This is a genomic window from Rhodococcus rhodnii NBRC 100604, from assembly GCF_001894925.1.
GTDB classification, from domain to species: domain Bacteria; phylum Actinomycetota; class Actinomycetes; order Mycobacteriales; family Mycobacteriaceae; genus Rhodococcus_F; species Rhodococcus_F rhodnii.
In genome coordinates this window covers 91,917-116,881 of sequence record NZ_BCXD01000003.1, presented here as the reverse complement: position 1 = coordinate 116,881, position 24,965 = coordinate 91,917, and the positions used below count along the sequence as shown (strand labels likewise).

The following is a 24,965-nucleotide window of genomic DNA, read 5'->3' as shown; positions in this document are numbered from 1 at the left end:
CTCCTCGAGGGTGTCACAGCGCGTGCGCGGTGGTGGCACAGCGGCCCACCCGCGCCGGCTCGTGTCGCTAGAGGGTGTCGCTGAAGTCCTGGCCGGGCGTGTTGGCTCCGGTCGGACGGCGAACAGGACCGGCCGGCCCCGTGGCCGTCGCGGCGTCGACGGGGGCGGGTGCATCGATCGGCGACGCGGCGTCGTCGTCGACAGCGCCCCACTCCTCGACGACCTTGCGGGCCTTGCGGCGATCGCCGATGCGGGCGATCTGGATCGCCATCTCGACGAGCACGGTCAGCGCGAGCGCGAGCGCCGTCATCGTGAACGGGTCCTGGCCCGGGGTCACGATCGCGGCGAAGACGAACAGCGCGAAGATGATGCCGCGCCGCCACGCCTTGAGCTTCTCGTACGGCAGGACGCCGACGGCGTTGAGCGCGACGATGAGCAGCGGGATCTCGAAACTCACGCCGAAGATGACGAGCACGTTGATCATGAAGCTGAAGTACTCGGCGCCGCTGAGTGCGGTGACCTGCACTTCGTTGCCGATCGTCAACAGGAAGTGCAACGCCTTCGCGACGACGAAGTAGGCGAGCACTGCGCCACCGACGAACAGCACGGCGGCGGACGTCACGAAGCCGATCGCGTACCGGCGTTCCTTGGAGTACAGGCCCGGCGTGATGAACGCCCACAGCTGATAGAGCCACACCGGGCACGCGAGGACGATGCCCGCGGTGAGCGCAACCTTGAGACGGAGCATGAACTGCTCGAAGGGGCCCGTCGCGAGGAGCCGGCACGTGCCGTCGTTCGAGAGGTCGGCGCGGGCTTCGGGCGGGAGTTCACAGTACGGTCCGCGCAGGATCTCGCCGAGGCTTTCGATCCCGAGGATCTGATGGGAGTACCAGAAGAAACCGAACGCCGTGGTGACGACGACGCCCAGCAGTGCCCACAGCAGCCGGGTGCGCAGTTCGTAGAGGTGATCGACCAACGACATCGTGCCGTCGGGGTTCGTCCGCCGCCTGCTGGTGCGGAGATCGAAAGGAATGCGCACGTCTGATCCTGGTGGTCGGGCGATCCTGGTGTGGGGACGGTTGTGGACGGGCGGGTATCACCGGACCGCCGTGTGGCGTTCCGGTACCTGCCGGTGGCGTCGGACGCTACGCCGAGCGGTGTTCGGCGCGGTCGGCCTCGGAGACCGGAGCGGGCGCGGGACGCTCGGTGATCTCGGACTGCGGCGCGGGCGCGGGACGTGCGCTGTCGGTCTTGTCGTGGCTCGACGAGTCGTCGTTGGTCATCTCCTTGACCTCGCTCTTGAAGATCCGCAGCGAGCGTCCGAGACCGCGAGCGGCGTCGGGCAGCTTCTTGGATCCGAAGAAGATGACCAGGACGAGAATGACGACGGCCCAGTGCCAGGGGCTCATGGCTCCCATGATGAAACCTCCAGAATGTTGGTCGATCCGAATGCTACCGGAGTCGCGGCGAACGGCATCTCGGTGTGCGCTCCGCGAACTCCCGGGCGTGGCGGACGGACGGCGTCAGCGCGCTGCCCCACCGCCGTCACCGGGCGCGGCGTCGTAGAACTCCAGCGCGGCGGTCGCCGCGGCACGGACCGAGGCCGCCAGATCTGCGGGCGAGATCACACCGATGGTCGCGCCGCACCCGAGGACGAAGCGCGTCATCCAGTCCGCGTTCGCATACGGCATCGTGACGGTGAGGCTGCCGTCCTCCCCCGTCGCGACGGGATCCATCGGGTAGTAGTCGAGCATCCACGTGTTGCCGGGCGCGAGCCGCAGCGTCGCGCGCGGGACCGCCGAGTGGTCGCCGAACAGGTCGAGGCTCTCGCCCGCCTCGCGCGCCGTCTCCGGTGGTGCCGAGGGCTCGTCGAGTTCGCGTGCGGCGTCGATCCGGTCGAACCGGAACAGCCGGACCCCCAACGCGGACCGGCACCAGGCCTGCAGATAACTGGTGTTGTCGACGACGACGATCCGGATCGGATCGACGGTCCGTTCGGTGACGGTGTCACGCGACGCCGAGTAGTACGTCAGCGCGAGGGCGTGCCCGGCGGTGAGCGCACCGCGCACGATTGCCGTCGTGGGATTCTCGGCCGGGGGATTCTCGGTGGCGCGAGCCGTGACGGGCAGGCTCGCCCTGCTCGCGGCAGCCGCACCGACGGCGTCCTCGATCTTCGCGATCGCACGTTGAGCGGCCGTGGGATCGACGGTGCCGGGCAGTTCGACGAGCGAGCGCAACGCCACGAGCAGTGCCGTGGCCTCGCGGGAGGTCAGCCGCAGCGGCCGGTCCATCCCCGCCGAGAACGTCACCTCGATGCTTTCCTCCGAGAAGGACAGGTCGATGAGATCGCCCGGCCCGTATCCGGGGAGCCCGCACACCCACAGCTGGTTGAGGTCGGTCATGAGCTGGTCGACGGAGACACCGAACTCCGCGGCCGCCGTCTCGGCGCTGATCCCCGGGTGGGCGAGGAAGTACGGAACCATGTTGAGCAGGCGGGTCAGCCGAGGGCCGAGGCGTCCCCCTCGGGCAGCGGGACGAGTCATCGCGCGATCACCTCTCCGCCCGGCGCCGCGAGGGCCCCGCGCAACTCCTCGACGACGGCGTTCTGCAGCTCGGGTGGATCGAGTGCGACGGCGTCGGTGCCGTATCCCGCGATGGTGCGCGCGAGCCACCCGAGCGAGCGAGCGGGAATCGCGAGCACGGTCCCGGTGCGGCCGCGCAGGACCTGCTCGCCCGCGGCGGTGCCGAGCCTGCGCAGCTCGTGTGCCCGTTCGTCGGCGACCCACACGCGTGCGGGGGCCGTGGCCGGCTCGGCCGACGCGGTCGCCTCGCGCACGATCGCCCGCAGGTCGACGCCGTCGGGCCGGTGGACGGCCCCGCGCGCGCCGGTCGGCGTGACGTCGCCGACGATGCGGGAGAGCCGGAAGGTGCGTGGCGCGTCGCGGTCGACGTCGTGGCCCACGAGATACCAGCGGCCGTTCGCGGTGACGACACCCCACGGCTCGACGGTGCGGGTCCGCAGCGGCGCCGCGGGCGAGCTGCGATGGTCGAAGGTCACGCGCCGCCCCGCGTCGATCGCGCCGATGAGCGTGTCGAGGGTGGGCTCCGCGCCGCGGACGCGGCTCGCGAGCGCCGTCATCGACTCCGCCGACGTGTCGGCCTCGACCTGCACTCCGACGGACCGCAGCTTGGTGACGGCGCTCTGCGCCGCGGACACGAGTTCGGGCGAATCCCACAGCCGGACGGCGACCGCGACGGCGGCCGCCTCCTCACTGGTGAGGTCGATGTCGGCGAGTTCGTACGCCGTGCGATCGATGCGATAGCCCTCGACGGCGGACGTCCGCGAGACCGGTCCCGTCTCGAGCGGTACACCCAGATCCCGCAGTTCGTTCTTGTCCCGCTCGAACATGCGGCTGAACGCCTCGTCGCTCCCGTCGCGGTCGTAGCCGGCCACCGACGCGCGGATGCGGTCCGCGGACAGGAACTGCCGGGTCGACAGCAGGCAGATCACGAGGTTGAGGAATCGCTCGACCTTGTCGGTTCTCGTCGCCACTCGGGCAGCCTATAGGGCGAACGTCCCTGCCCACCGCACCCGGATCCGGCGAAACCGGTCGATCGCCCCGTCACATCGATTCGATGAGCCGCTCGACCCGTTCGTCGACCGAGCGGAAGGGGTCCTTGCACAGGACCGTCCGCTGGGCCTGGTCGTTGAGCTTGAGGTGCACCCAGTCGACGGTGAAGTCGCGTCCGGCACGCTGCGCCGCGGCGATGAACTCGCCGCGGAGCTTGGCGCGCGTCGTCTGCGGCGGCGTCGACGTCGCCTCGTCGATCGCGTCGTCCTCCGTCACGCGCTTGACGAGTCCCTTGCGCTGCAGCACGTCGAACACGCCGCGGCCACGCTTGATGTCGTGATACGCGAGATCGAGCTGGGCGATCTTCGGATCGGCGAGCTCGAGATCGTAGCGATCCTGATACCGCTGGAACAGCTTGCGCTTGACCACCCAGTCGACCTCGGTGTCGACCTTCGCGAAGTCCTGCGATTCGACGGCGTCGAGCATGCGTCCCCACAGGTCGACGACCTGCGCGACGTGCGGATCGGGTTCGCGGTTGCCGAGATGCTCGACGGCGCGCGCGTGGTACTCGCGCTGGATGTCGAGCGCACTTGCCTGCCGCCCGCCCGCGAGCCGCACCGGCCGCCGCCCGGTCGGATCGTGACTGACCTCGCGGATCGCGCGGATCGGGTTGTCGAGCGCGAAGTCCCGGAACGGAATGCCCGCCTCGATCATCTCCAGGACGAGCGCAGCGCTGCCGACCTTGAGCATCGTCGTCGGCTCGGCCATGTTCGAGTCGCCGACGATGACATGCAGCCGCCGGTACTTCTCGGCGTCGGCGTGCGGCTCGTCGCGCGTGTTGATGATGGGGCGCGAGCGGGTCGTCGCCGACGACACGCCCTCCCAGATGTGCTCGGCACGCTGCGACAGGCAGAAGGTCGCGGCCTTCGGCGTCTGCAGGACCTTCCCGGCGCCGCAGATCAGCTGGCGCGTCACGAGAAACGGCAGCAGGACGTCGGAGATGCGGGAGAACTCGCCGGCCCGCGCGACGAGATAGTTCTCGTGGCAGCCGTACGAGTTGCCCGCCGAATCGGTGTTGTTCTTGAACAGGTAGATGTCGCCGCCGATGCCCTCTTCGACGAGCCGCTGCTCGGCGTCGATCAGCAGTTCCTCGAGGACGCGTTCGCCTGCGCGATCGTGGGTGACGAGCTGGACGAGGTCGTCGCACTCGGCCGTCGCGTACTCCGGGTGCGAGCCGACGTCGAGATACAGGCGCGCCCCGTTGCGCAGGAACACGTTGGAGCTGCGGCCCCACGAGACGACGCGGCGGAACAGGTACCGCGCCACTTCGTCCGGGCTGAGCCGACGGTGACCGTGGAAGGTGCAGGTGACACCGAACTCGGTCTCGATTCCCATGATTCGTCGCTGCACGATTCGACACTACCGCGCGTGTCGCCGATCATCCGGTGTTCGCGGCCGTGGCGGCCGGATCCCCGCGATCGGCGTTCTCGGACATAGGGTTGCGGCGTGACCGATGGACCACGCCCCACCGCCGCGGTCGCCCCGCACGCGGCCGGACCGTACTCGTTGCTCCGCTGGGCGCGCTCGCGCGATCGCGCCCTCGCCGAGCGCAGCGCGGGCCTGCACGCACCGAACGTCGACACCGCGATGCGCACCCTCAGCCGCGCCGCCGATCACGGCGTCCTGTGGTGGGGCGTCGCGGGCGGAGTCGCCCTGTTCGGCACACAGGCCCGGCGCGGTGCCGTACGCGGCCTGGTCGCGACGGCACTGACCAGCGCCGTCGCGAACGGCCTCCTCAAGCCCGTCTTCCCACGTCGACGCCCACCCGCGCGGATCTGGCGCAACCCGCGCCGCGGCGTGCGGATGCCCACGTCCTCGTCGTTCCCGTCGGGTCACGCGGCCTCGGCGGCCGCCTTCGCGACGGGCGTCGCACTCGAGTCGCCGCTCGCGGGTGCCGTCGTCGCGCCGCTCGCGGCCGCGGTCGCCTACTCGCGGGTGCACAACGGTGTCCACTGGCCGTCGGACGTCGCGGTCGGCGCGGCGGTCGGCGCGGGGATCGCCATCGGGACCCGCAGGTGGTGGGCGGTGCGCTCGGACGACCCGGCCGAACTCGGACCGCAGCGCGACGTCCCGGCCCTTCCCGACGGCGCCGGACTGCTGGTGCTCGACAACAGCGGTGCGGGCACCGCGAGCGAGATCATGGAGCGGGTGCGCTCACTGCTGCCCGCCGCGACCGTCGTCGACCTCGGCGGCGACGAACCGTTCGGGCAGCAGTTCGACGCGGCGATCCGCCGAGAGCGGCCGCAGGCGATCGGAGTGTGCGGCGGCGACGGCACCGTCGCGGCCGCGGCGGCCGCCGCCGTACGGCACGATCTGCCGCTCGCGGTCTTCGCCGGTGGGACGCTCAACCACTTCGCACGCGACGCGGGCGCCACGAACGTCACCGACGTCGCCGAGGCCGTGACGGCGGGAACGGCCCTCGCCGTCGATCTCGCCGAGGTCCGGGCCGCCGAGCACCCCGAACGCGACGAGAACGGGAACGAGCAACGGCTGTTCGTCAACACCGCGAGTCTCGGCGGCTATCCGGACGCCGTCCGGCTGCGCCAGCGGTGGGAACCGCGACTCGGGAAGTGGACGGCCGCCGCCCTCGCGATGGCACGCGTACTGCGGACGGCCGAGCCGTTGCACGTCACGATCGACGGGCGTCCGACCGCCTGCTGGATGCTGTTCGTGGGCAACGGCCGCTACTCCCCCGGGGATCAGGTCCCGATGAACCGGCCCGCGATGAGCGGCGGCGTCCTCGACCTGCGCTATCTCCGCGCCGATCGACGGCTGTCGCGGACGCGGCTGCTCGGTGCGGCACTGACAGGAACCCTCGGCACGTCCCGCGTCTACGAGCGGAATCTCGTGCCCGCGGTCGCCGTGACCGTCGCGGGGCCGTCGGTCGCACTCGCGACCGACGGCGAAGCGGACGGCGACGCCACCGCGTTCGAGTTCCGCTCGTGTCCCCGCTCGCTGACCGTCTACCGCGCCCTGCCCGGCTGACGCGTCAGCCGGGCTCGCCGGTCCCGGCGCCCGCCGCCGGGGCGGGCAGCAGCTCGTCGAGGGCGGCGCCACCGATCCGCTTGAACGCGCGGCGCGGCCGGTTCTGGTCGAGCACGGCGACCTCGAGGGCGTCGAGGCTGCGCGACTCGCCGTCGCCGCCGGAGCGGGCCAGGGCCCCCACGGCCGTCGCGAGTGCGCCACGCAGGTCCTGGCCCGCCGTGTACGACTCCCGCATGGCGGCGACGATCGGCTCGGTCGCACCGCCCATGACGACGAAGTCCTTCTCGTCGACGATCGAGCCGTCGTAGGTGATCCGGTACAGCTGCCGCTGCGGATCGCCGCCCTGCCGGCCGACCTCGGCGACGCAGATCTCCACCTCGTACGGCTTGGGCTGCTCGGTGAAGATCGTGCCGAGCGTCTGCGCGTACGCATTGGCGAGCGACCGGCCCGTGACGTCGCGGCGATCGTACGAGTATCCGCGCATGTCGGCGTGGACGATTCCCGCGCGGCGCAGGTTCTCGAACTCGTTGTACTTGCCGACGGCGGCGAAGCCGAGGCGGTCGTAGAGTTCGCTGATCTTGTGCAGGGCGGTCGAGGGGTTCTCCGCGACGAACAGCACGCCGTCCGCGTAGGTGAGCACGACGACGCTGCGGCCGCGGGAGATTCCCTTGCGCGCGAGTTCCGAGCGATCACGCATGATCTGCTCGGCGGATGCGTAGTACGGCATCGTCATCGCGGCGTACCCCCTTCCTCGTTCTGCCGGGTTCGTGTGCGTTCGGCGATCACGTCGCCCGCGATCCCCGACAGGCGCTCGGTCGGGATCTGCGCGGAACCGCTCGCCGTGACGCTGATCGCCGTGGGGTAGATGCCGCGGGTGACGTCGGGACCACCGGTCGCGGAGTCGTCGTCGGCGGCGTCGTACAACGATTCGACGGCCGCACGCAGCGCCGACTCCTCGTCGCCGCCCGGCCGGTAGAGCTTCTTGAGCGAGGACTTCGCGAACAGCGACCCGGACCCGACGGCGTGATAGCCCGAGCGTTCCTCGTAGCGGCCGCCGACGACGTCGTATGACACGATGCGTCCCGCTGTACGCGGCTCGCGGGCGTCGAGGTCGAATCCCACGAGCAGCGGCACCACAGCGAGTCCCTGCATCGCGGCGCCGAGGTTGCCGCGGACCATCGACGAGAGCCGGTTGGCCTTGCCGTCGAAGGTCAGCTGAACGCCCTCGATCTTCTCGTAGTGCTCGAGTTCGACCGCGAACAGCCGCACGATCTCGAGCGCGATTCCCGCGGTGCCGGCGATGCCGACGGCCGAGTAGTCGTCGGTCGCGTAGACCTTGTCCATGTCGCGGTTCGCGATGAGGTTGCCCTGCGTGGCACGGCGATCACCCGCGATGATCACGCCACCGTCGAAAGTGAGCGCGACGATCGTGGTGCCGTGCGGTGCGAGGTCGCCGGAGTCCATCGTCTCGCTCCGTCTCTGGGCGCCGGCACGATGCCCCGGCAGCAGTTCGGGCGCATGGGCGCGCACGTGCTCGAAGAACGACGACAGGTGCGAGGCGCCCGAGATCGTCTCGCCGAGCGGCAGGCCGGGAGACTGTGCCGTCACTGGCCGCCCTTCTGAACGTAGGCGCGAACGAAGTCCTCGGCGTTCTCCTCCAGGACGTCGTCGATCTCGTCGAGCAGATCGTCGGTGTCCTCGGCGAGCTTCTCGCGCCGTTCCTGACCACCGGCGCCGTCGCCGGTCGGTTCGTCGTCGTCTCCGCCACCGGAACGTTTGGTCTGTTCCTGCGCCATGACCGACCTCCTCGTTCGGGGAAGCGTCCCGCGAAGCGAACCCTCACGGGTGGAACACTTCCGCACCATCACCCGGCCCGGCGACACGCGTGGCGCGTCCGGCCGTCCGGGCGGAGACCGCCCGGACCCTCACCCTACTCACGGGGCGGCGGGCACGCGGCGGACCGACGCCGCGTGTTCGCCCACGGCGCAAGGCCGCTGCCGCGTGCCTGCCGTCAGTTCGTGAGCGAATCGACGAGTTCGGCAGCGGTCTCGGACGACTCGAGCAACTCGCCGACGTGCGATTTGCTGCCCCGCAGCGGTTCGAGGGTCGGGATGCGCACGAGCGAATCGCCACCGAGATCGAAGATCACCGAATCCCAACTCGCCGCCGCGATCTCGCTGCCGAACTTCCGCAGCGCCTCGCCGCGGAAGTAGGCGCGGGTGTCGGTCGGCGGGTTCTGGACGGCGTCGAGCACCTGGGCCTCGGTGACGAGCCGCTCCATCGACCCGCGCGCGACGAGCCTGTTGTAGAGGCCCTTGTCGAGACGGACGTCCGAGTACTGGAGATCGATCATGTGCAGCTTCGGCGCGGCCCAGCCGAGGCCCTCGCGGCTGCGGTAGCCCTCGAGCAGGCGCAGCTTGGCGCTCCAGTCGAGCAGGTGCGCCGTCTCGAGCGGATCGCGTTCGAGCAGGTCGAGGACGTGCGCCCATGTCTCGAGCAGGTCGGTGACGCGCCGGTCGTCCTCGCCGCGGGCGTCGACGAACTTCGAGGTGCGGTCGAGGTAGATGCGCTGCAGGGCGAGCGCCGTGAGTTCCCGGCCGTCGGCGAGCGCGACCGTCGCGCGCAGCGACGGGTCGTGGCTGATGTGATGCACGGCCGTCACCGGGCGGGCGAGTGCCAGATCGGTGAGGTCGACCCCGCCCTCGATGAGATCGAGCACGAGCGCGGTGGTGCCCACCTTGAGGTAGGTCGCGGTCTCCGCGAGGTTCGCGTCGCCGATGATGACGTGCAGGCGGCGGTACTTGTCGGCATCGGCGTGCGGCTCGTCGCGCGTGTTGATGATGCCCCGCTTGAGGGTCGTCTCGAGGCCGACCTCGACCTCGATGTAGTCGGCGCGCTGGGAGAGCTGGAAACCGGGCTCGTCACCGTGCTGCCCGAGCCCGACGCGCCCGGATCCGCACACGACCTGCCGCGACGCGAAGAACGGGGTGAGCCCGGCGATGACGTCGGTGAACGGGGTGTCGCGCGACATGAGGTAGTTCTCGTGGGTGCCGTAGGAGGCACCCTTGCCGTCGACGTTGTTCTTGTACAGCTGCAGTTTCGGCGCACCGGGCACGCTCGACGCGTGGAGGGCGGCCGCCTCCATGACGCGCTCGCCCGCCTTGTCCCAGATCACGGCGTCGAGCGGATCGGTGACCTCGGGCGCGGAGTACTCGGGATGCGCGTGGTCGACGTACAGCCGGGCGCCGTTGGTGAGGATCATGTTGGCGGCGCCGACCTCGTCGGCGTCGATGACGGGCGCCGGGCCGCTGAGCCGGCCGAGATCGAATCCGCGGGCGTCGCGCAGCGGGGATTCCACCTCGTAGTCCCAGCGGGTGCGCTTCGCACGCGGCACTCCCGCGGCCGCCGCATACGCGAGGACGGCCTGCGTGGACGTGAGGATCGGGTTCGCCGAAGGCTCGTTGGGCGAAGAGATTCCGTACTCGACCTCGATACCGATGATCCGCTGCATGGAGTCGAGCCTAGAGCGTCGGCGACGGATACATCCCGCGACGGGCTGGACCCTCACACGGTGACAGGTGATCGACTGGCGCCACAGCCCTGATGCCACAGCCCAGGAGGTGGTTTCCGTGACGACGCACGATCCCCGTCCCGACCCGACGCTCACCGACCCGAGAATCACCGCGCTCGCCGCGCCGGACGCGTCGGTCCGGCTGCGTGCCGCGCTGGCCGTCGGCAGCGACCCCGGCCCCGGTTCCGGCGTCGAGACGGCCCGCGCGCTCGTCGCCCGCTGCGCCGCCGAGCCGGACTTCTACGTCCGCGACATGCTGACGTGGGCGCTGTGCCGGCTCCCCCCGAACACGACCGTCCCGCTGCTGGTCCACGAGCTCGGCGCACGCCGCGCTCAGGCGAGAAGCCAGGCCCTGCACACGCTGTCGAAGATCGGTGACGCGTCCGCCTTCCCCGCGGTCACGGCCCTGCTGCACGACCGTGACGACGACGCCGCGCGCAGCGCGTGGCGGGCGGCCGTCGCGCTCGTGGCGCCGGAACAGCACGGGTGGCTGGCAGCGGAACTGGCAGACGAGCTGGGCCGCGGCGACCGTGAGACGGCGGCGGGTCTCGCCCGCGCGCTCGTCGCGCTCGGCGAACCGGTTCTCCCCGTCGTCGAGCACGCCGCGACGCGTCGGGATCCGCGGGTGCGAGCGCACGCCGAGGCGACGCTGCAGCTCTATCGTGATCCCGACAGTGGATTCGCGCTGTCGGAGCACTGGGCGCGCCGAGCGGCCGCCCTGGGCCCCGGTCGCGACGACGGGAGGTGAGCTCGTGCTGATCGGCGAGGTGTCGCGCCGTTCGGGTGTCAGCGTCCGCATGCTGCGGCACTACGACGCTCTCGGGCTCGTGCATCCCACGGGCCGGACGTCGGGCGGCTACCGCGAGTACTCGACGGCCGATCTGCGCCGATTGCTGCACGTCGAGAGCCTGCGGACGCTCGGGCTCTCGCTCGCGGACACCACCAGGGCACTCGACGATCCCGAGTTCACCCCGTCCGAGCTGGTCGGTGAAATGGTTCGGCTCACGCGCCGGCGAATCGCCGCCGACGAGGAACTGCTCGAACGGCTGGAGCGGGTCGACGCCGCGGGCCCCGAGAACTGGAAGGACGTGCTGCGCGTCGTCGCGCTCGTCCGGGCCCTCGGGTCGGAGTCCGCGGCGGTGCGGCAGCGAGCCCTCCTCTCCCCCGGCGAGACGGCGCCGGCCCCGGTGGAGCCGCTCGTCGAGGCGGTTCTCGCCGAGACCGACCCGAATGTCGCAGGGGCGCTGCGCTGGTCGCTCGCGCGAGCGGGTGCGGACGCCGCTGATCTCGCCGCCGGCCTGGCCTCGGAGTCGGCGGCGGTCCGCCGGCGCGCCGTCGCCGCGGTGGCGGCACTCGACACCCCCGCCACGACGGCCGCGCTCGGGCGTGCGCTCACCGACCGCGATCCCACGATCCGCGACGACGCGGCGCTCGCCCTCGGGTCGCGCGGCGTCCTGCCACCGGGCGCGGCGGCCGCCGTGCTCGGCGTTCTCGTCGGCATGGTGACGGAGGGCCGCCGCGACGTCGGCGCCGCCGAAGCGCTGGGACTCGCGGCGGCGTGCGGCGCCCTCGCACCGGAGGCCGTCGTCGGTGCACTGCAGGACGCGTTCGCTCACGCGGCCGGGCCCTCCGCCGCGTCGCGGATCACGCAGGCGTTCGCCGAGATTCCCGGCGACGAGGCCGTGGCGGCGCTCACCGCGCTCACCGGCGACCCGGACCGGACGGTGTCGACGACCGCGGCGGCGATCCTCCGCTCCCGGCGCCGCGCGTCGTCGTCGCGCAGCCGAGTGCAACGATGACGAGATGGACGAAACGGTGTCGGTCTACGACGACCGGGGCAGACCGGTCGGCGAGGCACCCCGCTCGCGGGTGTACGACGAAGGGCTGTGGCACGCGAGTGCGGGAGTGATGCTCCGGTCGCGCGACGCCGAACGCATCTACGTGCATCGGCGCACCGACACGAAGGCCGTCTTCCCCGGCATGCACGACTGCCTCGCGGGCGGCGTCGTCGATCCCGGCGAGACGCCCGAGCAGACCGCGCTGCGCGAACTCGAGGAGGAACTCGGGGTCGCGGGCGTCGAGATCCTGCCGTTCTCGCACACCGTGTGGCAGGGCGCCTCCGGCGACCGGACGCTGCGCGTGCACCTGTTCGGGTACGAGGCGCGGTGGGACGGCGAGATCGTCCACCAGTCCACCGAGATCGCCGACGGCTGGTGGTGGACGCGCCGCGAGCTGCGCGAGCACCTCGCCGATCCGGAGTGGCCGTTCGTCCCGGATTCGCGCGCACTGCTCGAGTCCGCCGACTGGTGACCCGGCAGGCGTGAGACGCGCAGCGGCCCGGTCGGATTCCCGACCGGGCCGCTGCGCCGTCCTCAGGGCGTTCGCGTCAGAGGTACTGACCCGTGTTCGACTCGGTGTCGATCGCGCGCGAACTCGACGCGTTCTTGCCGGTGACGAGGGTGCGGATGTAGACGATCCGCTCCCCCTTCTTGCCCGAGATCCGGGCCCAGTCGTCCGGATTGGTGGTGTTGGGCAGGTCCTCGTTCTCGGCGAACTCGTCGACGATCGAGTCGAAGAGATGCTGGACGCGCAGGCCCGGCGCGCCCGTGTCGAGGACCGACTTGATCGCGTACTTCTTCGATCGGTCGACGATGTTCTGGATCATCGCACCGGAGTTGAAGTCCTTGAAGTACAGGACCTCCTTGTCGCCGTTGGCGTACGTGACCTCGAGGAAGCGGTTCTCCTCGCTCTCGGCGTACATCCGTGCGACGACGCGGTCGATCATCGCCTTGACGCACAGCGAGCGATCGCCGCCGAACTCGGCGAGATCGTCGGCGTGTACCGGCAGCGAATCGGTCAGGTACTTCGAGAAGATGTCCTGGGCCGACTCGGCGTCGGGCCGTTCGATCTTGATCTTCACGTCGAGCCGGCCGGGACGCAGGATCGCGGGATCGATCATGTCCTCGCGGTTCGACGCACCGATCACGATGACGTTCTCGAGTCCCTCGACGCCGTCGATCTCGGCGAGCAGCTGCGGCACGACGGTGGTCTCGACGTCGGACGACACACCCGAGCCGCGGGTGCGGAAGATCGAGTCCATCTCGTCGAAGAACACGATCACGGGTGTTCCCTCGGACGCCTTCTCGCGCGCCCGCTGGAAGATGAGCCGGATGTGCCGCTCGGTCTCGCCGACGAACTTGTTGAGCAGCTCGGGGCCCTTGATGTTGAGGAAGAACGACTTCGCCTCACGCGAGTCCTCGCCACGCGATTCGGCGATCTTCTTCGCGAGCGAGTTGGCGACCGCCTTCGCGATGAGCGTCTTACCGCAGCCGGGCGGGCCGTAGAGCAGCACACCCTTGGGCGGCCGCAGTGCGTACTCGCGGAACAGATCCTTGTGCAGGAACGGAAGTTCGACGGCGTCGCGGATCTGCTCGATCTGACGGCCGAGCCCGCCGATGTCCTCGTAGCCGACGTCGGGAACCTCTTCGAGGACGAGATCCTCGACCTCGGCCTTGGGGATCCGCTCGAACGCGAAGCCCGCCTTGGTGTCGACGAGCAGCGAGTCGCCGGGGCGCAGTCGCCGCGTGCCGTCCTCGTCGGCGATGCTCTCGGTGAGCGCTTCCGCGTGGGCCTCGGCGAGTGGTTGCGAGAGCCACACGATGCGTTCCTCGTCGGCGTGACCGACGACGAGGGCGCGGCGGCCGTCGTCGAGAACCTCACGCAGCGTGCTGATCTCGCCGACGCTCTCGTAGTCCGTGGCCTCGACGATGGTGAGCGCTTCGTTGAGCCGCAGCGTCTGGCCGAGCGACAGAGCACTCGCCTCGATGTTGGGCGAGCACGCCAGGCGCATCTTGCGTCCCGATGTGAACACGTCGACTGTGTCGTCGTCGTGCACCCCGAGGAGGACGCCGTATCCGCTCGGCGGCTGACCGAGCCGATCGACCTCCTCGCGCAGCGCGATGAGCTGTTGCCGCGCTTCCTTGAGGGTCTCCATCAGCTTGGAATTGCGGGTCGTGAGCGAATCCACGCGGGATTCGAGTTCGCGAATCTGTTCGGGCGATCGCGCAAGCTGACGCTCCAGCGCCAGTTTCTCCGCACGCACCGCATCGAGCTCTCGTGCCACCGCCACCGGATCGGGATTGTCTGTCGGGCTCATGCGCGTCTCCTCCCAGCGTGATCTATCAACGCTACCGGCCCACTCCTCGATGTGCCGCTCGACACGAGCATTGCGATCCGCGCGGTGTGCGGTGGCGGTTTCGGGAGAACCGGCGAATCGGGACACCGGGAGTTGAACGCTTGTTATGTTAGCCTCACCTTCTGCGCGCCCGGACGGTGCGCGTCCCGCACTGGAGAAAGGCCGCACCGGTGAAAATCCGCACGCCGCTGATCGCACTCGCCGCAACCGCTTTGCTCGTCGCCGGATGCGCGAACGAGGACACCGACACCTCGCCCGAGAGCGCCCCGACCGTGACGACCGGCGCCGCCGCTGCGAGCGCGACCGCGGACCAGACCGAGGCAGAGGGCGGGGGCGAGACCGCCGGGGCCGCCGACGCGCCGACCGCCGAGGAACTGCAGGACCAGTTGACCCTCCTCGCCGATCCGGCACAGCCGATCGACGCGAAGGTCGCCGTCGTCGAGAACGGCGAGGAACGTCGCCCCAACCTCGAGGCGATGACCGCGGCGATGACGAACTACCAGGTCGGCTTCGAGGTCACCGACGTCCAGGCCGAGGGCGACACCGCGACGGCCGACGTCGCCGTCGAGAGCCCGCACGGCACCGCGGCGCCGACCCCGTGGACGTGGGTCGAGGCCGACGGCGAGTGGAAGGTCTCCGACGAGAGCACCTGCGCCCTCCTCGGAATGGCGCGCGCCGGCTGCTGACGCCCGACCCCACGCCTCCGACGCCGGCTCAGCCCTTGCTGGGCCGGCGTTGCGGTTTCGGCGTGACGGTGCCCTCGGCCAGCCGGCGCGCACTCACGAGAAACGCGGTGTGGCCCTGCATCCGGTGTTCGGGACGGACGGCGAGGCCCACGACGTGCCAGCCGCGCACCATCGACTCCCACGACCGCGGCTCGGTCCAGCACTCCTGCTCGCGCATCGCCTCGACGACCTTCGAGAGCTGCGTCACCGTCGCGACGTAGACGACGAGCACACCGCCGGGCACGAGTGCCTTCGCGACGGCGGGCAGCGCGTCCCACGGCGCCAGCATGTCGAGGACGACGCGGTCGACCTGTCCGCCGGCGGCGGCGTCGTAGTCCGCGACGTCGCCGATCGCCAGCTCCCAGTTCTCCGGCCGCTCACCGAAGAACGTCTCGACGTTGCGGACCGCGTGCACCGCGTGGTCCTCCCGGATCTCCCACGACCGGACGGAACCACCGGGGCCGACGGCCCGCAGCAGCGAGCACGTGAGCGCGCCCGATCCGGCACCGGCCTCGAGGACGCGGGCACCGGGGAAGACGTCGCCCTCGTGCACGATCTGCGCGGCGTCCTTGGGATAGATCACCTGGGCACCGCGCGGCATCGACATGACGTAGTCGACGAGCAGCGGCCGCAGCGCGAGGTAGGGCGTGCCGTTCGTCGAGTTCACGACCGAGCCCTCGGGGGTGTCGATCAGATCGTCGTGGAGGATTCCGCCGCGATGGGTGTGGAACTCCTTGCCCGGCTCGAGGACGACCGTGTACTTGCGGCCCTTGGCGTCGGTGAGCTGCACTCGATCGCCCACCCGGAAGGGTCCGCTCGGGCGGGTCTCGCGGCCGTTCATGCTCGTCGCTCCTCGATCGTGTCGGCACGCCGCGATCGCGGACGGCCGTGAACGTCACTCGGCGTGCTCGCACGTGCGGTGCGGCGCCGGTGACACGGTCCGTCCAGCGTGCCAGGTTCGGCCCCGGGCGGCGCACTCGCCCCCGCAGCCCCCGGCCGGTGCCCGTGACGGGCGCCACGCCGGGTGATGCGATCATCGGTCGGATCGTGTCCGTAGCTCTCCCGGAGGTGCCCGTCCCATGCCCGTGTCCGCGTACTACCGCCCGCTCGACGCCGCTCCCGGCACCGGGGACGAGCGCTTCTCGAGCACGACGGGCACGGTGAGCGTGTGGGCCGAGACGATGCAGCACGGCGCTCCCCCGTCCGCGCTGCTGGTGCGCGCGCTCGAGCGCGCCGGTGACCGCGACGACGTGCGGCTCACGCGGGTGACGGTCGAGATCCTCGGGCCGGTGCCGGTCGCCGATCTGGAGGTGCGGGTCGACGTCGTGCGGCCGGGTCGGCGCGTCGAACTCCTCACCGCCGAGCTGTGGACGATCGGCGACGACGCGCGGGCGGTCGCGCGGGCCCACGGATGGCGCATGGCGACGGTCGACACGCAGGCGATCGCGAACGCCGCCGACGCCACCATCCCCGGCCCGGACGAGGGGCGTGAGGGCGGCATGTGGGCGGCGTGGGGTTCCGGATACCTCGAGACCCTCGACTGGCGGTGGATCGCCGCTCCCGGTGCCGACGGGCCCGGGATCGTGTGGGCGCGACCGACACCCGCACTCGTCGAGGGTGAGACACCGACCGCGCTCGAGCGACTGTTCGCCGTCGCGGACATCGCGAACGGTGTCGGCTCGAAGCTCGATCCGTCCGAATGGACGTTCCTCAACACCGATCTCACCGTCCACATCCACCGCATCCCAACGGGCGAGTGGGTGGGCGTGTCCGCCGAGACGTCCGTGGGTCCGGACGGCGTCGGGATGTGTGCGGGCGTCCTCCACGACGAGGCGGGCCCGGTGGCGCGCATCGCCCAGACGGTGCAGATCCGCTCGCGCTGAGTCGCGTGCCGGGCGGCCGTCACGGCCCGGCGGAGCCGGCGGGGTAGGTCTGCAGCGGCACGTCGCCCGATTCCCATGCGCGGAGGACGGGTTCGACGATGCGCCAGCACTCTTCGGCCTCGACGTCGCTGATCGACAGCAGCCCGTCGCCGTCGAGGATTCCGGCGAGAACGGTCGCGTACGGGGACGCCGTGCCCGGCGGCGGCGTGTAGGTGAGTTCACAGCGCGCGAGCGATTCGGGATCGTCACCGCGCGTGAGGTTCACGGCGAGCACGACGCCGTCCGGATCGAGCCGGAAGGTCAGCTCGTCCGGATCCGGAGCGCCGTCGAACGGCGAGTGCTCCGGTGGGCGGAACCGGATCGTGACATCGCGTCGCCCCGTCGCGAGCGCCTTACCCGTCCGCAACCGGAACGGCACGCCGTCCCATCGCGGGGTGTCCACGCGCACCGTGAACTCCGCGTACGTCTCGGTCTCGCGGCCGGGATCGACGCCCTCCTCGTCCGCGTACGCGGGCAGCTCCCGCTCGCCGATCGTCCCCGCGGTGTAGCGCGCCCTCACGTGCGGGGCCTCGAGATCGACGCGCGCATCACGCAGGACGTCGCCGCGCCGCCGGGCGAGTTCACCGGCGTCGATCGCATCGGGCGGTTCCATCGCGACGAGCGCGAGAACCTGCAGCAGGTGGTTCTGCAGCATGTCGCGCAGCGCGCCCGCCGAGTCGTAGTAGCCGGCACGGCCCTCGAGACCGAGCGCTTCGTCGAAGACGATGTCGACTCGCTCGATGTGCTCGCTGTTCCACACGGGCTCGAAGACGCGGTTCGCGAAGCGCGCACCGAGCAGTTCGAGGACGGTGTTCATGCCGAGGAAGTGGTCGACGCGGAACACGTGCGATTCCGGCCGGATCTCGTGCAGCAACCGGTTGAGGTCGCGGGCGTCGCCACGGTCGGTGCCGAACGGCTTCTCGACGACGATCCGCGTGCCGTCGCCGGTTCCCGCGGCCGCGAGGGCCCGGAGCGTGTCGGCGAAGATCGCGTTCGGCAACGCGAGGTAGACGACGGGATCGTCCAGATCGCGCAGGATCTCGCCGAGTGCGCCGGCGTCGGTGACGTCGGCACTCCGATAGCGGGCGTGCTCGGTCACCGTCCGGGCGGCGTCCTCGTCGCCGTCACCGTGGGTGGCGAGGGCCTCGCCCAGCCACGCCCGGTACTCGTCGTCGCCGTACTCCTTCCTGCCGACGGCGACGATCTCGGGGCACGGCCGTCCCGCACCGACGAGTTCGGCGATCGCCGGGAGCAGGAGTCGGCCCGCGAGATCACCGTCGCCGCCCAGCAGGACGAAGTCGGTGCTCATCGCGTACCCCCGCCGTTCCCGCGGCGCTGCTCCGCCTTCGCGAGCCGATGCCCGCTCGCGACGATGCCGATGTGACTGAACGCCTGCGGCAGGTTGCCGAGGAACGATCCGTCCGCCGGATCGATCTCCTCACTGAGCAGGCCGACGTGATTGGTTCGTGCACACAGCGATTCGTACAGCTCGTGCGCCTCGTCGAGCCGACCCTGGCCGGTGAGATTGTCCACCCACCAGAACGAGCACAGCAGGAACGCTCCCTCGGTGCCCGGCAGCCCGTCGGAACTCTCGTCGTGGCGGTACCGGTACAGCAGCCCGTCGCCGGCCGAGAGATGTTCGGTGACTGCCGCCGTCGTCGCGACCATGCGCGGATCGTCGAAGTCGATCACCCGGCGCAGCGGCAGCGCGAGCAGCGACGCGTCGAGCCCGTGGTCGTCGCCGGAGTCGTCGCCGTCCGCGAGCTGCTCGGTGAAGGTCTGCCGCTTCTCGTCCCACGCACGGTCGAGGAGTTCCGCGCGCATCGTGTCGAGCTCGTGCTGCCAGCCCTTGCCGGGCCGGTGCCCGGTGAGGTCTGCGACGCGCAGCGCGCGGTCGACTGCCACCGAACACATCCCGACCGAGTACGTGAATCGGCGTCCCGTGTCTCGGATCTCCCAGATGCCCTGGTCCGGGGTGCGCCAGTTGTCGATCGCCTGATCGGCGAGCGACGACAGCGTCGTCCACAGTTCGCCGTCGACGGCACCGCCTCCGTGCGCCCACTGGTAGGCGACGTCGAGCAGCTCGCCGTAGACGTCGTGCTGCACCTGCCCGGCGGCGCCGTTGCCCCAGCGCACCGGACGGGAGTTGCGCCACCCCGACAGGCCGGGATCCTCGCGTTCGTCGGGCGGCTGCCCGCCGTCGAGCGCGTACATGATCGACGGGCCGCCGTCGCGCTCGGCGCACTCGAGTGTCCACGCGAGAAAGGCGTCCGCCTCCGAGCGAAGCCCGATTCGGCGCAGCGCGTACGTCGAGAACGCAGCGTCGCGCACCCACGTGTAGCGGTAGTCCCAATTGCGCACTCCGCCCACCTCTTCGGGCAGCGACGACGTCGCCGCGGCCATGATCGCGCCGGTCGACGAGTGATCGAGCATCTTGAGAGTCAGCGCCGACCGCAGGTCCGTGCCCCGCTGCGGGCCCTCGTACGTCACGTTGCCCAGCCACGCGCGCCACGACTGCGCGGTGCGCTGCACGAGCGCCGCCGGATCGAGCCGATCGAGCAGCCGCACGTTGCCCGACCAGTGCAGCGTCACGGTGAGCTGCTCCCCCGCACGCAGTCGCACCCGGCCGCGCATCGCGCCGTCCGGCTCCGGTCGCAGATCGTGCGAGCACCACAACGACAGCGGCAGATCCCGGTCGGCGGCCCAGCGCACCGACCACGCACCCGCGAGGCGGCGCACCTCGATGTGGTCGCGCGGGGCGAAGCGCACGTCGAGGTCGACCTCGCCGGTGAGCACACGAACGACCCGGAGCAACTCGTGGCGCGCGGCGGGGACGAGTTCGGTGAGGTCCGCACCGGAGCGCAGCGGCATGCAGTCGGTGATCTCGACGACGCCTCCCTCGGCGGCGAGTGTCGTGACGACGATCGCCGTCTCGTCGAGATAGCGCTGGTGACCTCCGCGCAACCCGTCGGGTGTGATGGCGAACTCACCGCCGTGCTCGGCGTCGAGGATCCCCGCGAGCATCGGCGGACTGTCGAAGTTCGGCAGGCACAACCACGGGATACTGCCGTCGCGCGCGACGAGCGCGCAGGTCGAACCGTCCCCGATCAGGGCCTGGTCCTCGAGCGGGAGATGGCCGTCACGCGGTGCGAACGGAGGGAACGACTCGGGCATCGGCGAACTCCTCGCGTGGGTGGCGATGTCCGATTCCGATGCTGGCACAGCCCGCGCCGTGCCACGGCAAGATTCGCGTCGCCCCGCCGCAGCGGGTGCGGCGGGGCGACGCGAATCTCAGAGTGCGCGCGTGGAGCGGATGTCGGAGGCGAGGATGGCCTTCGCGCCGAGATCCGCGAGTGCGTCCATGACGGAGTTGTGACCACGGACGGGGACGAGCGCGCGCACCGCCATCCAGTTCTCGTCGGCCATCGGCGCGAGGGTCGGCGACTCGATTCCGGGCGTCAGCGCGAGCGCGGCGTCCAGGATCTCCTTGGGGCAGTCGTAGTCGAGCATGACGTTCTGCTGCGCGAAGACGATGCCGCGCAGCCGCTCGGTGAGCTGGTTGCGCGCGGAGTTCGCTTCCGTGGCCCCGTCCTGTTCGAGCAGGACCGCCTCGGAGTCGCACAGCACGTCGCCGAACGCGACGAGTTCGTGCTGGCGGAGCGTGCGGCCGGAGCCGACGACATCGGCGATCGCGTCCGCGACGCCGAGCTGGATGGAGATCTCGACGGCGCCGTCGAGCCGGATCACCTCGGCATCGATGCCGCGCTGGGCGAGGTCGTCGCGCACGAGATTCGGGTAGGACGTCGCGATCCGCTTTCCGGCGAGATCGGCGACCGTCCAGTCGCGGCCGCGCGGCGCGGCGTAGCGAAAGGTCGAGCGACCGAAGCCGAGCGCGAGCCGCTCGTGAACGGGTGCTTTCGAGTCGCGCGCGAGGTCGCGTCCGGTGATGCCGAGATCGAGCTCACCCGACCCGACGTAGATCGCGATGTCCTTGGGGCGCAGGAAGAAGAACTCGACCTCGTTGCTCGGGTCGAGCACGGTGAGATCGCGGGAATCGGTCCGGCGGCGATAGCCGGCTTCGGCGAGCATCGCCGCGGCGGAATCGGACAGCGAGCCCTTGTTGGGTACTGCGACGCGCAGCATGAGGGGTCCTCTCGGGGAAGTACGGAATCCGTTCGATGACCGGCCGGGCCGGTCACAGATGTCGGTAGACGTCCTCGAGCTTCAGGCCCTTGCCGACCATGAGAACCTGCACCCAGTACAGCAGCTGGGAGATCTCCTCGGCGAGCGCGTCGTCGCTCTCGTGCTCGGCGGCGATCCACACTTCGCCGGCTTCCTCGAGCACCTTCTTGCCCTGCGCATGCACACCCGCGTCGAGCGCGGCCACCGTGCCGGAGCCCTCCGGCCGCGTCGTGGCGCGTTCGGTCAGCTCGGCGAACAGCGATTCGAAGGTCTTCACGATGGCCCATTGTCGCACGCTGGTGTGGCCCGCCCGCAGCGGACCGGCTCGGCGAGCGGATCACGGGCGAGGGTGCGGCGGGAGACGAAGGCGTGAGGCTCGCCGGTGACGGGGTCGGTGAACGTCAGCCGCCGGGCGAGCAGCTGCAACGGCTCGGCGAAGTCGTGCGGGTCGCGCGAGCGGAACTGCGGATAGAAGTCGTCGCCGAGGATCGGCAGCCCGAGCGAGAGCATGTGGAGGCGCAACTGGTGGGTGCGGCCGGTGCGGGGCACGAGCCGGTAGCTGCCGAGCCCGGCCCGCGCGCCGATCAGGTCGATCGTGGTGTCGCTGTTCGGTTCGCCGTCGCGCTGCGTCGCCGTCATGACGCCGTGCTCCTTGTCGATCCTGGTGCGCACCCGCGCGGGGAACTCCAGCCCGGCCCGGGTGCCGGCGACGGCCCGGTACTCGTTCGCGACGGCGCCGGTCGCGAAGAGTTCCTGATACGCGCGGCGGTCCGCACGCCGGATCACGAACACGAGGACGCCCGCCGTCATCCGGTCGAGGCGGTGCGCGGGGATCAGCTCGGGCAGGTCGAGATCGCGTCGCAGCCGCACGAGCGCGGTCTCGCGGACGTGTCGCCCGCGCGGGATCGTCGCCAGGAAGTGCGGCTTGTCGACGACGACGAGGCGGTCGTCGCGGTGCAGGACGTCGAGCGCGAACGGGACGGGAACCTCGGGTGGTGGCTCGCGGTAGAAGTACACGAAGCGGGTCGGCATGCACGTGGTTCCGGGCCCGACGACGCGGCCGTGCTCGTCGACGACGTCGCCGGCCGCGATGCGCCGGTCCCAGTCCTCGTCCGGCGCGGCGCCCTCGAGGAACCGCGCGACCGTGAGGCCCGCGGAGCCGGCGGGCATCCGCAGCCGGTCGGGACCGAGCCCGTCGCGGACCGGGAGCGGGGCGGGCATGTCAGCCGCACGCCTCGCACACGAGGATCAGTGTGCGGTCGTCGTCCTCGTCGTTGACGTAGCGCCCCGTGGGGTCGCCGCAGCGCGTGCACACGCCGAGCGGGACGGTGCCGGCGCCGACGTCGACGCTCATCCTGCCGTCGAAGACGTAGAGCGCCCCGTCCCAGAGGCCGTCGCTGCCGTACTTCTCGCCGTAGCGGACGATGCCGCCGTCGATCTGGTAGACCTCGCCGAAGCCGCGAGCCGTCATGAGCGCGGACAGCACCTCGCACCGCACCCCGCCCGTGCAGTACGTGACGACGGGTTTGTCCTTGAGGTGGTCGTACCTGCCGCTGTCGAGTTCGCCGACGAAGTCGCGGGTCGTGCGCACGTCGGGGACGACGGCGCCGCGGAAGCGGCCGATCTCGGCCTCGTACGCGTTGCGGCCGTCGAAGAACACGACGTCGTCGCGCGTCTGGACCAGCTCGTGCACCTGACTGGGGGTCAGGTGTACTCCCCCACCGATCACACCGTTCTCGTCGACCTTCAGCTCATGGGGTACGCCGAACGTCACGATCTCGGGTCGCGCCTTGACGCTCAGGCCGGGGAACTCGCCGCCGTACGTCGTCGACCACTTGACGTCGGCGCGGGCGAACGGCGCGTAGCCACGGGTGGCGCGGACGTAGCGTTTGACGGCACCCATCTCGCCGGCGAGCGTCGCGTTGATGCCGTGCTCGGAGACGACGACGCGGCCGGTCAGCCCGTGGGCGTCGGCGATCGCGTGCTGCCACAGCCGGATGGCCTCGGGGTCGGCGAGCGGGGTGAAGACGTAGAACAGGACGGTCTTGCGCATGGGGGTCGATCGTGTCCGTTCTGCTCAGGCCGCCGGCGCGCCGTCGCGCCACACTGCGGCGATGTCCGCCTCGCTCAGCCCGACGAGGCCGTCGCGGAAGACCCGTCCGGGGCCTGCGGGTACGGCGGCCTCGCTGGGGACGACGAGGACGCGGCATCCCGCGGCGGCCGCCGCCGCCGTCCCGGTGGGCGAATCCTCGACGGCGAGACAGTCGCGCGGATCGACGCCGAGCAACTCGGCGCCCCGCAGATACGGGTCGGGATCGGGCTTGCCGGAGGGCACCTCGTCGCCGCACACGGAGGCGTCGAAGAAGTCGCGTCCGATCGTGTCGAGCGCAGGTTCGGTGAGTACGCGCTCGGTGTTCGTGACGAGCGCGGTGCGCAGGCCGAGGCCGCGCACCGTCGCGAGCGCGTCGCGGGCTCCGGGCCGCCAGTCGAGGCCGCCACCGAACAGCTCGCCGACCCGGGCGAAGAGCCATACCTTCGCGTCGGCGACGGCCGCGGGCTTCTGCTCGGGTCCGAGCGAGTCGAACAGCACAGCGAGAGCGTTCGCACTCGACGCGCCGAGGGTGGCCTCCCGCGTCTCCTCGGACATCGGACCGCCGAGGTGCTCCGAGAGCTCGCGCATCGCGACGTCCCACAGCCGCTCCGAGTCGAGCAGCGTGCCGTCCATGTCCCACAGGACGGCGGCGGGAAGCCTTCGCCCTCGACCAGCAGTGTCGTGCGAAGCGGCGGTACTCACGATGCCTTTCGATAGGTCCGGTACGGCGGATCGCCGTCCAGACTATCGCGACCCGGGCCACGGACACGTCGGGCCCGGCCTCCGTCGGCGGACATCAGAGGGTCGTCGTGAGCGTGCCCCCGTCGGCGCGCACCGCGGCACCGTTGATCGCCGAGGACAGCGGGCTGGCCAGGTACGCCGCGAGGCTCGCGATCTCGTCGGGCTCGATGAAGCGCTGCAGCAGCGAGGTCACGTTGCGCGCTGCTATCGCGCTCTTGGCTTCGTCGACGGGCACGCCCTGTGCCTGTGCGATCAGTTCGACGGTTCGGGCAACTCCGTCGGAGTACGTCGGCCCACCCAGGATCGTGTTGACGGTCACGCGCGTTCCACGGGTCGCCTTGGCCAGGCCGTTGCTCAACGCGAGCATGGCGGCCTTGGTCGCGCCGTAGTGCGTCATGTCCGCGGGAACGTTCACCCCCGACTCGCTGCCGACGAAGACGATGCGCCCCCATCCTTGTTCCAGCATCGCGGGAAGGAGTCGGCGCGACAGGCGCACACCGCTCATGAGGTTGACATCGAAATACCGCTGCCAGTCGTCGTCCGAGACGTCCTCGAACGCGGCGACCTCGAAGATGCCGACGTTGTTCACGAGGATGTCGATCTCGCCGATCGACTGCAGGAGGCGATGAACATCGCCCTGATCCGCGAAGTCGGCGGCGATTCCCTCGACCTGCGCCGAGGGCACTGCAGCACGGAGCCGCTCGACCGCGTCCTCGACGCGGTCCTCGCTGCGCCCGTTGAGGACGACGGCCGCACCCTCGTCGGCCAGTGTCCGTGCGATGGCGTGGCCGAGGCCCTGCGTGGACCCGCTCACGAACGCCGTCCTGCCGGTCAGACCCAGGTCCATGTCGCTCCGTTCCGTCGCCCGCATGCCGACTGTCGACTTGCCTGGGCAAGTGAACTCTAGAGAGGTTCACTTG

At 70.8% G+C, this 24,965-nt stretch carries 25 protein-coding genes; 6 read left to right on the top strand and 19 right to left on the bottom strand.

The genetic code is table 11. The features are described 5' to 3' along the window. Positions 1–67 precede the first annotated feature (67 nt). The 5 genes from tatC to pafA form a co-directional block, all read right to left on the bottom strand. On the bottom strand, positions 68–1,039 hold the full coding sequence (tatC, locus tag RR1_RS02735; protein ID WP_010836275.1) for a twin-arginine translocase subunit TatC: 972 nt from the start codon (positions 1,037–1,039) through the stop codon (positions 68–70). A gap of 106 nt (positions 1,040–1,145) precedes the next feature. After that, positions 1,146–1,418 carry a Sec-independent protein translocase subunit TatA gene (tatA, locus tag RR1_RS02730; protein ID WP_071990674.1) on the bottom strand — a complete coding sequence of 91 codons (273 nt, stop codon included), beginning with the start codon at positions 1,416–1,418 and terminating at the stop codon, positions 1,146–1,148. Between the two features lie 105 nt (positions 1,419–1,523). Then, positions 1,524–2,543, bottom strand: coding sequence for a helix-turn-helix transcriptional regulator (locus RR1_RS02725; protein WP_040772020.1), 1,020 nt, complete (start codon positions 2,541–2,543; stop codon positions 1,524–1,526). Next, positions 2,540–3,553 (bottom strand): helix-turn-helix transcriptional regulator, encoded by a 1,014-nt coding sequence (locus RR1_RS02720; protein WP_010836278.1) that lies wholly within the window; start codon positions 3,551–3,553, stop codon positions 2,540–2,542. The genes RR1_RS02725 and RR1_RS02720 overlap by 4 nt, the downstream gene beginning before the upstream one ends. 70 nt (positions 3,554–3,623) lie before the next feature. Further along, complete coding sequence (pafA, locus tag RR1_RS02715) at positions 3,624–4,982, bottom strand: Pup--protein ligase (protein WP_193746150.1); 1,359 nt, start codon at positions 4,980–4,982, stop codon at positions 3,624–3,626. A gap of 96 nt (positions 4,983–5,078) precedes the next feature. Between pafA and RR1_RS02710 the strand changes: the two genes are divergently transcribed. Continuing rightward, positions 5,079–6,617, top strand: coding sequence for a bifunctional phosphatase PAP2/diacylglycerol kinase family protein (locus RR1_RS02710; protein ID WP_010836280.1), 1,539 nt, complete (start codon positions 5,079–5,081; stop codon positions 6,615–6,617). A gap of 4 nt (positions 6,618–6,621) precedes the next feature. On the opposite strand, the gene prcA is transcribed toward RR1_RS02710, so the two are convergent. The 4 genes from prcA to dop form a co-directional block, all read right to left on the bottom strand. Next, a complete protein-coding gene (gene prcA, locus RR1_RS02705; protein WP_010836281.1) occupies positions 6,622–7,350 on the bottom strand; it encodes a proteasome subunit alpha in 729 nt (242 codons plus the stop codon). Further along, positions 7,347–8,225: a proteasome subunit beta gene (prcB, locus tag RR1_RS02700; protein WP_010836282.1), complete on the bottom strand. Its 879-nt coding sequence runs from the start codon at positions 8,223–8,225 to the stop codon at positions 7,347–7,349. Before prcB ends, prcA begins: the two co-directional genes overlap by 4 nt. Next, complete coding sequence (locus tag RR1_RS02695; RefSeq protein ID WP_010836283.1) at positions 8,222–8,413, bottom strand: ubiquitin-like protein Pup; 192 nt, start codon at positions 8,411–8,413, stop codon at positions 8,222–8,224. The genes prcB and RR1_RS02695 overlap by 4 nt, the downstream gene beginning before the upstream one ends. A gap of 215 nt (positions 8,414–8,628) precedes the next feature. Beyond that, entirely contained in the window at positions 8,629–10,128 is a 1,500-nt protein-coding gene (gene dop / locus RR1_RS02690) for a depupylase/deamidase Dop (RefSeq protein ID WP_010836284.1), read from the bottom strand. A 109-nt stretch (positions 10,129–10,237) separates the two neighbouring features. Here dop and RR1_RS02685 point away from each other — a divergent pair, with 109 nt between their 5' ends. Genes RR1_RS02685 through RR1_RS02675 form a run of 3 tightly spaced genes read left to right on the top strand, consistent with a single transcriptional unit; the run spans position 10,238 to position 12,498 of the window. Continuing rightward, positions 10,238–10,936, top strand: coding sequence for a HEAT repeat domain-containing protein (locus RR1_RS02685; RefSeq protein ID WP_010836285.1), 699 nt, complete (start codon positions 10,238–10,240; stop codon positions 10,934–10,936). A gap of 4 nt (positions 10,937–10,940) precedes the next feature. Beyond that, the gene (locus RR1_RS02680; protein WP_010836286.1) at positions 10,941–11,987 is read left to right on the top strand and encodes a MerR family transcriptional regulator; all 1,047 of its coding nucleotides are present in this window, start codon (positions 10,941–10,943) and stop codon (positions 11,985–11,987) included. A 4-nt stretch (positions 11,988–11,991) separates the two neighbouring features. Beyond that, a complete protein-coding gene (locus RR1_RS02675) occupies positions 11,992–12,498 on the top strand; it encodes an NUDIX hydrolase (protein WP_010836287.1) in 507 nt (168 codons plus the stop codon). Positions 12,499–12,574: 76 nt separating this feature from the next. Here the strand turns inward: RR1_RS02675 and arc are convergent, their stop codons facing one another. Beyond that, the gene (gene arc / locus RR1_RS02670; RefSeq protein WP_040772021.1) at positions 12,575–14,344 is read right to left on the bottom strand and encodes a proteasome ATPase; all 1,770 of its coding nucleotides are present in this window, start codon (positions 14,342–14,344) and stop codon (positions 12,575–12,577) included. Between the two features lie 209 nt (positions 14,345–14,553). Here arc and RR1_RS22765 point away from each other — a divergent pair, with 209 nt between their 5' ends. After that, positions 14,554–15,069 (top strand): WKL family lipoprotein, encoded by a 516-nt coding sequence (locus RR1_RS22765; RefSeq protein ID WP_040772022.1) that lies wholly within the window; start codon positions 14,554–14,556, stop codon positions 15,067–15,069. Between the two features lie 28 nt (positions 15,070–15,097). Here the strand turns inward: RR1_RS22765 and RR1_RS02660 are convergent, their stop codons facing one another. Next, positions 15,098–15,949 (bottom strand): tRNA (adenine-N1)-methyltransferase, encoded by an 852-nt coding sequence (locus tag RR1_RS02660; protein WP_010836290.1) that lies wholly within the window; start codon positions 15,947–15,949, stop codon positions 15,098–15,100. 238 nt (positions 15,950–16,187) lie between these two features. Here RR1_RS02660 and RR1_RS02655 point away from each other — a divergent pair, with 238 nt between their 5' ends. Continuing rightward, positions 16,188–16,991, top strand: coding sequence for a thioesterase family protein (locus RR1_RS02655; RefSeq protein ID WP_010836291.1), 804 nt, complete (start codon positions 16,188–16,190; stop codon positions 16,989–16,991). Between the two features lie 19 nt (positions 16,992–17,010). Here RR1_RS02655 and RR1_RS02650 read toward each other — a convergent pair whose 3' ends face one another. The 8 genes from RR1_RS02650 to RR1_RS02615 form a co-directional block, all read right to left on the bottom strand. Continuing rightward, the gene (locus tag RR1_RS02650) at positions 17,011–18,339 is read right to left on the bottom strand and encodes a glucose-6-phosphate dehydrogenase (RefSeq protein ID WP_010836292.1); all 1,329 of its coding nucleotides are present in this window, start codon (positions 18,337–18,339) and stop codon (positions 17,011–17,013) included. Beyond that, entirely contained in the window at positions 18,336–20,204 is a 1,869-nt protein-coding gene (locus RR1_RS02645; protein WP_040772023.1) for a glycoside hydrolase family 15 protein, read from the bottom strand. The genes RR1_RS02650 and RR1_RS02645 overlap by 4 nt, the downstream gene beginning before the upstream one ends. 117 nt (positions 20,205–20,321) lie before the next feature. Continuing rightward, entirely contained in the window at positions 20,322–21,173 is an 852-nt protein-coding gene (hisG, locus tag RR1_RS02640; protein ID WP_010836294.1) for an ATP phosphoribosyltransferase, read from the bottom strand. Positions 21,174–21,225: 52 nt separating this feature from the next. After that, positions 21,226–21,507, bottom strand: coding sequence for a phosphoribosyl-ATP diphosphatase (locus RR1_RS02635; protein ID WP_174555393.1), 282 nt, complete (start codon positions 21,505–21,507; stop codon positions 21,226–21,228). After that, complete coding sequence (locus RR1_RS02630; RefSeq protein ID WP_010836296.1) at positions 21,486–22,433, bottom strand: pseudouridine synthase; 948 nt, start codon at positions 22,431–22,433, stop codon at positions 21,486–21,488. Before RR1_RS02630 ends, RR1_RS02635 begins: the two co-directional genes overlap by 22 nt. 1 nt (position 22,434) lies before the next feature. After that, positions 22,435–23,265, bottom strand: coding sequence for an oxygen-dependent tRNA uridine(34) hydroxylase TrhO (trhO, locus tag RR1_RS02625; protein WP_010836297.1), 831 nt, complete (start codon positions 23,263–23,265; stop codon positions 22,435–22,437). 24 nt (positions 23,266–23,289) lie between these two features. Continuing rightward, a complete protein-coding gene (locus RR1_RS02620; RefSeq protein WP_371836774.1) occupies positions 23,290–24,009 on the bottom strand; it encodes an HAD family hydrolase in 720 nt (239 codons plus the stop codon). Between the two features lie 91 nt (positions 24,010–24,100). After that, positions 24,101–24,892, bottom strand: a complete 792-nt coding sequence (locus tag RR1_RS02615; RefSeq protein WP_010836299.1) for an SDR family NAD(P)-dependent oxidoreductase — start codon at positions 24,890–24,892, stop codon at positions 24,101–24,103. Positions 24,893–24,965: the final 73 nt, after the last annotated feature.